Consider the following 10,881-nt stretch of genomic DNA (forward strand, 5'->3'; position numbering starts at 1 on the left):
TTTACAGTAAGAAAGGAAAAAATAAAATGGTTAAAATTATCATGCACGGATGTAACGGTCATATGGGACAGGTTATTTCCAATATTGTTGAGAAGGATGCAAATGCCCAGATCGTAGCAGGAATCGACATTGCAGACCAGGGGAAAAACAGCTATCCGGTATTTACAAACATTGACGATTGCCAGGTGGAAGCAGATGCTGTTATCGATTTTTCCTCCCCGAAGGCTTTTGATAAGCTGATGGACTACTGCGAGAAGAAAAATATGCCGGTAGTTCTTTGCACCACAGGTTTAAGTGAAGAGCAGCTTGCAAGAGTAGAAGAGAGTGCAAAAAAGATCGCCGTTCTGAAATCTGCCAACATGTCCCTTGGAATCAATACTCTTTTGAAACTGGTTCAGGATGCAGCTAAGGTTTTGGCAGCAGCTGGTTTTGACATGGAGATTGTAGAGAAGCACCATAACCTGAAAGTGGATGCACCAAGCGGAACAGCTCTTGCCCTTGCAGATAGTCTGAACGAGGCAATGGACAACCAGTATCATTACGTATATGACCGCAGCCAGAGAAGAGAGAAACGTGACGCTAAGGAGATCGGTATTTCCGCAGTTCGCGGAGGCTCTATTGTTGGCGAGCATGAAGTGATTTTTGCCGGACCGGATGAAGTGATCGAATTTAAGCACACAGCATATTCTAAGGCTGTATTTGGCAAGGGTGCTGTAGAAGCAGCGAAATATCTTGCCGGAAAACCAGCTGGAAGATATGATATGAGCAACGTGATCGAAGGTTAACAGAAATATACAAAAATTGTAAAATGCATACAAAATAATTGTTGAATTTATGGATTTACAGATAGCAATGTGTTTGCTATAATTCCATCATAAGTTGCAACGGAGCAAACTACTTAGAGAGTTTGCTCCGTTTTTTGCGTTTATGGTATGGCAGGTCAGAGTATTTGCTGATAAAGCATTTTTGCACTTGTTTCCATAACGTACCGAAACTTCATAAGAGAGAAATGCAATATCGCATTTCTGCCATGCAGAAAGGGCTGCCACAGGGCGGTCCTTTTTGCGTTAGTAAAGCTGGAAATCGGGATAGCATAACTGCGATGGTCTGAAGGTTGCAGTAAAAGAGGGCGCAACTTCTTATAACGTAGCGCAGAGCTTCCTGGATGAGAATCCGGATGTTTCCTATGAGATTGTTCAGTACAAGGATACAGTAGGATGCGTATCTGACCTTTTGGCAGGCCGTGTGGATGTTGTGGTAAACGATCTTCTGAACCAGAAGATTCTTTCCCAGGAATATGAAGGTGCCAAGATCGTGTGTGATCCATTTACCCATGCAGAGAACGCCATCGCCGTACAGAAGGGAAAAGATGATCTGCTTGCATTTATCAATGAATGTATTGACGAGTATTATGCAGACGGCACTTATGATACACTCTGGACAAAATGGATCGATGCTTCCGGCGAGGGAGAAGAAGCAGCTGCAGCAGAAGATGCGAAAACCGCTGAATAAAGCATAATAGTGAAAGGACTGAACAGTTACAATAAAACACAGATATGTTTCTATGCAGAAAGCGCGTTACTGGTCACTCCGTGACCAGTAATACCGGAAGAGTAAGGAAGAAAGGATAAACCGGCTATAATTACTGGCCACAGGGGAAATAGTATGGTAACATTGAAATGGTCACTTGTATTTGATAAAATGACATCACTGCTCCAGGGATGCGCAGTGACGATGGAAATATCGGTTCTCACACTTATTTTTGGTACGATTCTGGGTGTTGTGCTTGCGTTGATGAGAGACAGCCACATAAAAGTGGTATCCAGACTGGCACAGATGTACATCTGGATCTGGAGAGGAACCCCGCTGATGGTGCAGGCATTTCTGATCTATTTCGGTTTGCCAAACCTGGGCATTACTTTCAGCGCTATGACAGCAGGTGTGCTTTCCATGTCTTTAAATACAGGCGCATACATTGCAGAAATTGTCCGTTCCGGTATCCATGCTATTGACCCGGGGCAGAGAGAAGCAGCCAAAGCACTTGGAATGCCCTGGCATCTGGAAATGCTTCGAATTGTGGCACCACAGGCAACCAAGATCTGCATTCTTCCTCTTGTAAACCAGTTTATTGCCACCATCAAAAATACTTCTATTTTGTCCGCCATCACTTTGACAGAGCTGACAAGAGAGGGAACCTTGATCGCTTATAATTCTTTCCATTATTTTGAGCCGTACATAGCTGTTGCGGTATTATATCTGATCCTGACAACTATATTTACCCAGATTGCAGGAGTTTTGGAAAGGAGGATGGCATAAATGGCAGAAGATGTTATTTTAAGTGTAAAAAATATCAGCAAAAGCTTTGGGGATCTTCAGGTGCTGAAGGAAATCGGTTTTGACATACATAAAGGGGAAAAGATTGCAATCCTTGGTCCCAGCGGTTCTGGTAAATCCACAATTCTCCGGTGTATCAACCAGCTGGAAACCTACGACAGCGGCGAAATCGATTATATGGGAAAACCTGTGAATTCCGGTCAGGCACTGCATGAGCTGCGGCAGCATATTGGAATGGTTTTCCAGAGATTTAACGTTTTTACCCATATGAGTGTGCTGCAGAATGTGATCGAGGCACCGGTTCATGTGAAAAAAGTCCCCAAACAGGAGGCAATTGTAAAGGCAAAAGATTTGCTGAAAATGGTTGGGCTGGAAGGCAGGGAAGAGGCAATGGCTAAGAATCTTTCCGGCGGCCAGCAGCAGAGGGTTGCGATCGCAAGAGCAATGGCCATGAATCCGGAAGTGATCCTTTTTGATGAGCCTACAAGCGCACTGGATCCAGAGCTGGTTGGAGAGGTTTTAAGTGTTATCCGTAAAGTAGCAGCAGAAGGAGTATCCATGGTTATCGTCACCCATGAGATGAATTTTGCCAGAGAAGTAGCGGATCGGATTTTGTTTATGGAAGATGGCGTGATCGTGGAGGATGCGCCTCCGGAAGAGTTTTTTGAGCATCCGAAGAATGATCGTATTCGTCAGTTTATCAGGAAAGTTGAGGAAAGGTAATTCGGGATGGACTACATAATCAAAGATGGCTGGATCGTAAATGGGAAAAAGGAAAAGCCATTTCATGGAGATCTTGTAATAGAAAATGGGAAAATTGCGGAAGTGGGAACTCATGTGGAGATTCCAGCCGATTTTCCAAAAGAGCGTGTTCTGAATGCGGCCGGTGGTTATATAACCCCCGGCTTCCTTGACATTCACAGACACGGAGACTGGCAGGCCTTTGGAAACGGGGATGATGAGCTTTTGAACCGGCAGGGACTGACGACGGTGGTGAATGGAAACTGTGGGCTTTCGGTGGCTCCGGCTGGGGAGAAATTTGGGAAAGAGATTGCCAGATTTCTCAGCAGTGTGACTGGGGATTTTCGTTGGGGAAAAGATGAAAATACAGATGATACCGAAGGTGTACTTTTCTCAAAAAAGAAAGAGGAGTCTTGCGGAATTTCAGAGAAAGAAATCGAGATAGCTGCTCTTAGAATTATGTCAACCATGTCCGCCTACATGTCAGCTCTTGGAAAAGAAAAGCGCAGCGTCAACACTGGAATGCTTGCAGGAAATGGAACCATCCGCGCCAGTGTAAAAGGCTATGCTTCCGGGAAGCTTTCCAAGGAAGAATTACATCAGGTGTGGAAGGCTGTGGAGGAAGCTCTGTCAGCAGGAGCGCTTGGAATCAGCCTTGGAATTGCCTATGCCCCGGAATTTGAATATGACAGAGATGGGCTTGTGGAAGCACTGCAGCCCTTGAAGGGGACGGACATTCCCATTACCACCCATATCCGAAATGAAGGAGATGGAATCCTGCTGGCTCTGCAGGAAGTGATTTCCGTGGCGGAAGAGCTGCAGATTCCCTTGCATGTAAGCCATATGAAGTGTATCGGGCGGAAAAACTGGGGCGGGACTCCGGTGAAAATCCTGAAGCTGTTTGACCAGGCGGCAGAGCGGGGCGTGAAGGTGGATTTTGACCTGTATCCCTATCTGACTGGTTCCACCCAGCTGGTACATCTTCTTCCCCCACAGTTTCAGGAGGGCGGTACCGATGCAATCTGCGCAAGGCTGGCAGATCCGTTTTGCAGGAAGGAGATTACGAAGGTGCTGAAGCAGCCTTCCGATATTTTTGAGAACATTGTGGAGCTGGCTGGCTTTGATATGATCTATGCCAGCACTTTACATACGGAGAAATTCGGCAGCTTTGCAGGACAGTCTATTGCGAAGATCGCAGAGCAGTTTGGACAGGATCCTTATGATACCCTGTATGACATTCTCCTGGAAGAGCGCTGCCAGGTTACCATGCTGGATACCATTGCCTCAGAGGAGGACATGCTGTATTTTTTGAAAGACAGCCGGGCAAATCTGATCTCAGATGCGATCTATCCCGCAGGGGGCAAATATCATCCCAGAGTTTACGGGGCTTTTCCGAAGCTTCTTACTGCTTACGTGCGTGATAAAAAGATTTTTTCCATAGAAGATGCTGTATATAAGATGACAGCAAAACCGGCGCAGGTGCTGGGTCTCCCTCTGGGTACCCTGGAAAAAGGAATGCCCGCAGATATCAATGTATTTCATCTGGACCAGTTAAGCGTTCATGCAGATTTCCAGAATCCAAACCAGTATTGTACAGGATTTGATTATGTGCTGGTGGGCGGAGAGATTGCGGTAGCCCATGACGTGTGGAGAAATTCCAAAAGCGGCAGGATCGTGCGGAAACAACAGTGATAAGTGAAGAATGGAAATGTCCGGATTGATGGATTTTTTAAATGTAAATTTCTTCCAGAATAGTTTCTTTCTCATCTGTACATATTAGGAGCATACAGCAATGTTTACTGTTCGCAGGCTGAGTTCCGCCAGGCGGAACGGTCATTTTCGCGAAAGTGGACAGTAACGTGTTTTCAGCTGAAAATAAGAAAAGGAGACAGATGAGATGAAAAAAATGAAACGAATGCTCATAGGTACTTTGCTGGTATTTACATTATGTATGCTTACAGCCTGTGGAAATGACAATAACAATGCAGCGGATGAGGTTCAAAATAATGCAAATGAGGACGCCATTGATAAGGATAACGTGGAGAATGGAACTGCAGAGGATGAAAACATGGTGGATGACGCGGGCGACAGCGTAAATAATGGTGCAGACGGAGCTGGAACTGCTGATACCGCAGTACCAGATGATGCAGGCACTGCCGGAGATGCAGATGTTCCCGGTGATAATGTGACAGACAATAACAATTCCGTTTCCGGTGCTCTCGGAGAAGGTGTGGAAGAATTAGGTGATGGAGTAGCTGATGGTGTCCGTGATGTTGGTGAAGGTGTGGGCAACGCTGTAGAAGATGTTGGAGATGCTGTGGATAATGCAGCGAATGGAAGATAATAAAAAAATAGAGGTAAAATGAAAAGGTGTTGAATGAAGAGAGGTGTTTCATTCAACGCCTTTTTGTGATATGATTTCAATAAATTTGTGAGCAAAATACAGGATAGCTACAACTTAATTGCAATGCAAGAAAAGGAGGATCATCATGAAATTTCGTCCATGCATAGATATACATAATGGAAAGGTAAAGCAGATCGTAGGAGGAAGCTTGAAGGATGCGGGAAACCAGGCACAGGAGAATTTTGTGTCAGAGCAGGATGCAGCTTTTTATGCTTCCTTATATAAAGAAAAAGGTCTGAAGGGAGGACATATTATCCTTCTGAACAGTGCGGATTCTGAATACTTCCAGGCTACAAAAGCCCAGGCCATGCTGGCCCTTGGCGCTTATCCAGGAGGTCTTCAGATCGGAGGCGGTGTAAACCCGGACAATGCGGCAGATTATCTTGCTGCTGGAGCCAGTCATGTGATCGTCACCTCCTATGTGTTCCGTGATGGCCATATTTCCTGGAAAAATCTGGAGAAGATGGTAGATGCAGCCGGAAAAGAACACCTTGTCCTTGATCTCAGCTGTCGTAAAAAAGAGGATGCATACTATGTAGTCACAGACCGCTGGCAGAAATTTACAGAGGAGGAGGTAACTCTGGAACTGATGGAAAAGCTGGGTGCCTATTGCGATGAATTTCTCATCCATGCAGTGGATGTGGAGGGCAAGGCAAAAGGTATAGAAGTTTCCCTGGCGAAGCTTCTGGGAAAATACGAAGGCCATCCTGTGACCTACGCCGGCGGTGTTGGAAGCGTGGAGGATATCCAGCTCCTGAAACAGGCAGCAGGAGGAAAACTGGATGTGACAGTAGGAAGTGCCCTGGATCTGTTCGGCGGCACCATACCATTTGAAAAATTGATAGGTAATTTATAAATGTGAAAAAATTCGTAATTTTTTCAGAAAATGATGTTAATTTTTAGAGTAATGTGTTATAATATACCCATCAAACAGCAAAGGGGATGGAAGCATGAAATTCATTATCAGCGGAAAGAACATCACAGTGACAGACGGGCTTCGTACAGCAGTAGAGGATAAGCTCGGTAAACTGGAAAGGTATTTCACTCCTGACACTGAAGTTGTCGTAACTCTTAGTGTAGAAAAAGAAAGACAGAAAATCGAGGTGACGATCCCGGTTAAGGGCAACATCATCCGTTCCGAGCAGGTCAGCAACGATATGTATGTATCAATCGACCTTGTAGAGGAAGTAATTGAACGTCAGCTCAGGAAATACAAGAACAAGATCGTAGATAAGCAGCAGTCAGCTGCCAACTTCCAGAAAGCATATCTGGACAAGGATTATGAAGAGGACGAAGAGGTTAAGATCATTCGTACCAAGAAATTCGATATCAAGCCTATGTATCCAGAAGATGCATGTGTCCAGATGGAACTTCTTGGACATAATTTCTTCGTATTCTGCAATGCAGAGACTGATCAGGTGAATGTAGTTTACAAGCGTAAGGGGAATACCTACGGACTGATCGAGCCGGAGGATTAATAGAGATATATCCGTTTGAAAAATAAAACAGGTGAATAGGAAGGGCGTGTGAAAAAACGAAAGTTTTTTCACATGCCCTTGTTTTTTTGCTTTGACGGAGCAGCTGGAATTGGTCTGGCACTGCTGTAGCTTCATCTGGCAGAAACGGATCAGTATCATGTGACCAGATTTCTGGATGATCCGTTCCCTGATGAAAAAGTGATAAAAATTTGAATTTTAAAGTAATTCTTCAGCAAGCTCCCTGGCGGATAGTACGCGGACAGGGAGCTCGCTTTCGTCATAAATACTGTAGGCCAGAAATCCGGTTCCATTTTCTAATGGGATGGTATGGGTGTGCATATCCGGATGCAGAGTGAGAATCTCCCGGAAATTTCCGGTGATCCCTTCTCCGGTAAGTTTGACGGCGCTTTCCTTCATAGCCCAGATCCGGCAGAAATCCTGGGGGGACTTTAGGGAAATAAGCTCCTCCTGAGTGCAGACTCTTCGGATAAGAGATTCCCGGGGCTCGGTGAGCTTCTGGATATCCAGACCAATTTCCCTGTCATGCAAGGCACAGCCTACGAAATTTCCGCTGTGGCTGAGATTAAAAAACGGCATATTTTCCCCACGGAAAAATGGTTTCCCAGAAGAGGTTTTCTGGAAATCCGGGATTTCCCGGAAACCATATTCCTGTTTAAGTCCATAACGCAAAAGCAGCCAGGCCAGGGCAGAACGCTTCTGGTCTTCCGGCAATTTAAAATGCTGAACATATTCCCTGCGTGCAACAGGCAATGAGAAAATCATCTGGTGAAGCAATTCGTTTGAAATTAAGTCCAGTTCCTGAAAAAGATAAATCATATAAAAATTCTCCTAAAACATAAAATAATTTGAGGCTGATTTGGGGTATAAATTCATTTTACTTTAATATATCATATGGGAGACATATTTTGTTCATCAAATATTTATTGTTTTCCATGACAAAAAGTGTTAAAATAGACTGGTATGTTAAACAAAATAAATAATTTTAAATGAAATGAAATCAGTTATATTACACAATATAGCATCTAAAAAGATAGACAGGAGTATAAAAGCTAAATGAACATGTTTTCAAAAGTTTTCGGAACCCGCAGCCAGCGAGAGGTTAAGCGTATCATGCCTCTCGTTAAGAAAATCGAGGATCTGCGTCCCGAAATGCAGAAATTAACCGACGAAGAACTTCGTGGTAAGACAAGAGAGTTTAAGAAACGCCTGGAAGAGGGAGCTACCCTGGATGATCTTTTACCAGAGGCATTTGCTACCGTCCGTGAGGCTGCCAAGCGAGTACTTGGAATGGAGCATTTCGAAGTACAGCTCATCGGTGGAATCGTACTTCATCAGGGCCGTATCGCCGAGATGAAAACTGGTGAAGGTAAGACCCTTGTAGCTACATTGCCTTCCTATCTGAATGCCCTGGAGGGCAAAGGTGTTCACGTTGTCACAGTCAATGATTACCTGGCGAAACGTGATGCCGACGAGATGGGACAGGTTCACAGATTCCTTGGGCTGACTGTAGGCGTAGTTCTGAACGACATGAAGCCGGAAGAACGCCGCGAGGCATATAACTGTGATATTACTTATGTTACAAATAACGAACTTGGATTTGACTATCTTCGTGATAACATGGTTATCTACAAGGAGCAGCTGGTACAGCGTGACCTTCACTACTGTATCATCGACGAGGTCGACTCCATTTTAATCGATGAGGCTCGTACTCCTCTGATCATTTCCGGTCAGAGCGGCAAGTCCACCAAGCTGTATGAGGTTTGCGATATCCTTGCACAGCAGCTGGAGCGTGGAGAAGCCAGCCATGAGATGACCAAGATGGCAGCTATCATGGGTGAGGAAGTTATCGAGACCGGTGACTTTGTTGTAAATGAGAAGGATAAGATTGTCAACCTTACCGAGCAGGGTGTGAAGAAGGTTGAGAAATTCTTCAGTATTGAGAATCTTGCAGATCCGGAGAACCTTGAGATCCAGCACAATATCATCCTTGCACTTCGTGCTCATAATCTGATGCACCGTGACCAGGATTACGTTGTAAAAGATGACGAGGTTATGATTGTTGATGAGTTTACCGGACGTATCATGCCGGGCCGTCGTTATTCGGATGGTCTCCACCAGGCAATCGAGGCAAAAGAGCATGTTAAGGTAAAACGCGAGAGCAAAACTCTTGCAACCATCACCTTCCAGAACTTCTTTAACAAATACGATAAGAAAGGCGGTATGACCGGTACTGCCCTTACTGAGGAGAAAGAGTTCCGTGATATCTATGCTATGGACGTTGTTGAGATCCCGACCAATAAGCCGGTTCAGCGTAAGGATTTAGACGATGCCGTATATATGACCAAGAAAGAGAAATTCAATGCAGTTGTCCAGTCTGTAAAGGAAGCTCATGAGAAGCAGCAGCCTGTACTGGTTGGTACTATTACCATTGAGACTTCTGAGCTCATTAGCCGTATGCTGAAGAGAGAGGGAATCCCGCACAATGTATTGAATGCCAAGTTCCATGAGCTTGAGGCTGAGATCGTAGCACAGGCTGGTCAGGCCGGTGCCGTTACCATCGCAACCAATATGGCAGGTCGTGGTACGGATATTAAGCTTGACGATGTATCAAGAGCAGCCGGCGGTCTGAAGATTATCGGTACAGAGCGTCATGAGTCCAGACGTATTGATAACCAGCTGCGTGGACGTTCCGGACGTCAGGGAGATCCAGGAGAATCCCGTTTCTATATTTCTCTTGAGGACGATCTGATGCGTCTGTTCGGATCTGAGCGTCTGATGAAGGTGTTCACATCTCTTGGTGTAGCTGAGAATGAGCAGATTGAGCATAAGATGCTTTCCAACGCCATCGAGAAGGCACAGGAGAAAATCGAGTTTAACAACTTCGGTATTCGTAAGAATCTTCTTGATTACGACCAGGTTAACAATGAGCAGCGTGAGATCATCTACAAAGAGCGCCGCCAGGTGCTGGATGGCGAGAACATGCGCGATGCCATCTACAAGATGATTACAGATATTGTAGATAATGCAGTAGATATGTGTTTCTCTGAGGATGTAGATTCTGAAGAGTGGGATCTGAATGAGTTCAACAGTGTTCTCCGTCAGATCATCCCAATCGAGCCGCTTACAGCTGAGAAGGTTAAGGGTAAGAAAAAGAATGAGATGAAGCATCTGATCAAGGAGGAGGCTGTGAAGCTTTACGAGGCGAAGGAGTCCGAATTCCCGGAGCCAGAGCAGCTGCGTGAGCTTGAGCGCGTTATCCTTCTGAAGAGCATTGACAGCAAGTGGATGGATCACATTGATGACATGGAGATTCTCCGCCAGGGTATCGGTCTGACTGCTTATGGACAGAGAGATCCGGTTGTTGAGTACAAGATGGCCGCATTTGATATGTTTAACAGCATGATCACTTCCATTCAGGAGGACACCGTCAGAATGCTGTATCATGTTCATGTGGAGCAGAAAATCGAGCGTGAGCAGGTGGCTAAGGTTACTGGTACTAACAAGGATGATTCCAGTGTTCGTAAGCCGGTTCAGAGAAAAGAAATTAAGGTTTATCCGAATGATCCGTGTCCTTGCGGAAGCGGTAAGAAGTACAAACAGTGCTGCGGCAGAAAGACTGCTAATGTTTAAATCAGAGTGATTATAGAGAGCGAATTTCCAGAGGCGCGAGGTCTTGAAAATTCGCTCTTTTGCTATTTAATGTGTTGGTCGTTATCCCGGACGCGATTTCACAATGTATATTCACCGCCGCGCGTCGCAACGTTCCGGCAAGCTAATGACTAACTACGACTAAGACGCTCAGGAAAGCCTTCGCGCCTAAGTCTCCGTAAGTCATGGATCTCGCCTCCACTAAAACCGCTCCTGAAATGCGCGGCTTGCGAATATACATTGCAAAATCGCTGG

Annotated in this window: 10 protein-coding genes; 9 read left to right on the top strand and 1 reads right to left on the bottom strand. The window is 45.2% G+C overall.

Going from position 1 to position 10,881, the window contains the following annotated elements:
- The first annotated feature begins 26 nt into the window (after positions 1-26).
- The 8 genes from dapB to raiA all read left to right on the top strand — a co-directional run bounded on the left by dapB (position 27) and on the right by raiA (position 6,957).
- Positions 27-785 carry a 4-hydroxy-tetrahydrodipicolinate reductase gene (gene dapB, locus I4V84_RS16885; protein WP_148461017.1) on the top strand — a complete coding sequence of 253 codons (759 nt, stop codon included), beginning with the start codon at positions 27-29 and terminating at the stop codon, positions 783-785.
- Positions 786-1,107: 322 nt separating this feature from the next.
- Positions 1,108-1,512, top strand: coding sequence for a transporter substrate-binding domain-containing protein (locus I4V84_RS16890; RefSeq protein ID WP_195993022.1), 405 nt, complete (start codon positions 1,108-1,110; stop codon positions 1,510-1,512).
- A 153-nt stretch (positions 1,513-1,665) separates the two neighbouring features.
- Complete coding sequence (locus I4V84_RS16895; RefSeq protein WP_173735278.1) at positions 1,666-2,316, top strand: amino acid ABC transporter permease; 651 nt, start codon at positions 1,666-1,668, stop codon at positions 2,314-2,316.
- The gene (locus I4V84_RS16900; protein ID WP_179962565.1) at positions 2,317-3,057 is read left to right on the top strand and encodes an amino acid ABC transporter ATP-binding protein; all 741 of its coding nucleotides are present in this window, start codon (positions 2,317-2,319) and stop codon (positions 3,055-3,057) included.
- Positions 3,058-3,063: 6 nt separating this feature from the next.
- Complete coding sequence (locus I4V84_RS16905) at positions 3,064-4,767, top strand: amidohydrolase family protein (RefSeq protein ID WP_173735277.1); 1,704 nt, start codon at positions 3,064-3,066, stop codon at positions 4,765-4,767.
- Between the two features lie 205 nt (positions 4,768-4,972).
- Positions 4,973-5,419: a hypothetical protein gene (locus tag I4V84_RS16910; protein ID WP_118582182.1), complete on the top strand. Its 447-nt coding sequence runs from the start codon at positions 4,973-4,975 to the stop codon at positions 5,417-5,419.
- 145 nt (positions 5,420-5,564) lie between these two features.
- The gene (gene hisA / locus I4V84_RS16915; protein ID WP_195993020.1) at positions 5,565-6,335 is read left to right on the top strand and encodes a phosphoribosylformimino-5-aminoimidazole carboxamide ribotide isomerase; all 771 of its coding nucleotides are present in this window, start codon (positions 5,565-5,567) and stop codon (positions 6,333-6,335) included.
- 94 nt (positions 6,336-6,429) lie between these two features.
- Positions 6,430-6,957 carry a ribosome-associated translation inhibitor RaiA gene (raiA, locus tag I4V84_RS16920; protein ID WP_118582188.1) on the top strand — a complete coding sequence of 176 codons (528 nt, stop codon included), beginning with the start codon at positions 6,430-6,432 and terminating at the stop codon, positions 6,955-6,957.
- A 216-nt stretch (positions 6,958-7,173) separates the two neighbouring features.
- Here the strand turns inward: raiA and I4V84_RS16925 are convergent, their stop codons facing one another.
- Positions 7,174-7,794, bottom strand: a complete 621-nt coding sequence (locus I4V84_RS16925; RefSeq protein WP_195993021.1) for a 4'-phosphopantetheinyl transferase superfamily protein — start codon at positions 7,792-7,794, stop codon at positions 7,174-7,176.
- A gap of 237 nt (positions 7,795-8,031) precedes the next feature.
- Between I4V84_RS16925 and secA the strand changes: the two genes are divergently transcribed.
- Positions 8,032-10,608 carry a preprotein translocase subunit SecA gene (secA, locus tag I4V84_RS16930; protein ID WP_195478463.1) on the top strand — a complete coding sequence of 859 codons (2,577 nt, stop codon included), beginning with the start codon at positions 8,032-8,034 and terminating at the stop codon, positions 10,606-10,608.
- Positions 10,609-10,881: the final 273 nt, after the last annotated feature.

The organism is Ruminococcus sp. 1001713B170207_170306_F1 (genome assembly GCF_015668065.1).
Classification (GTDB): Bacteria; Bacillota; Clostridia; order Lachnospirales; family Lachnospiraceae; genus Blautia_A; species Blautia_A faecis.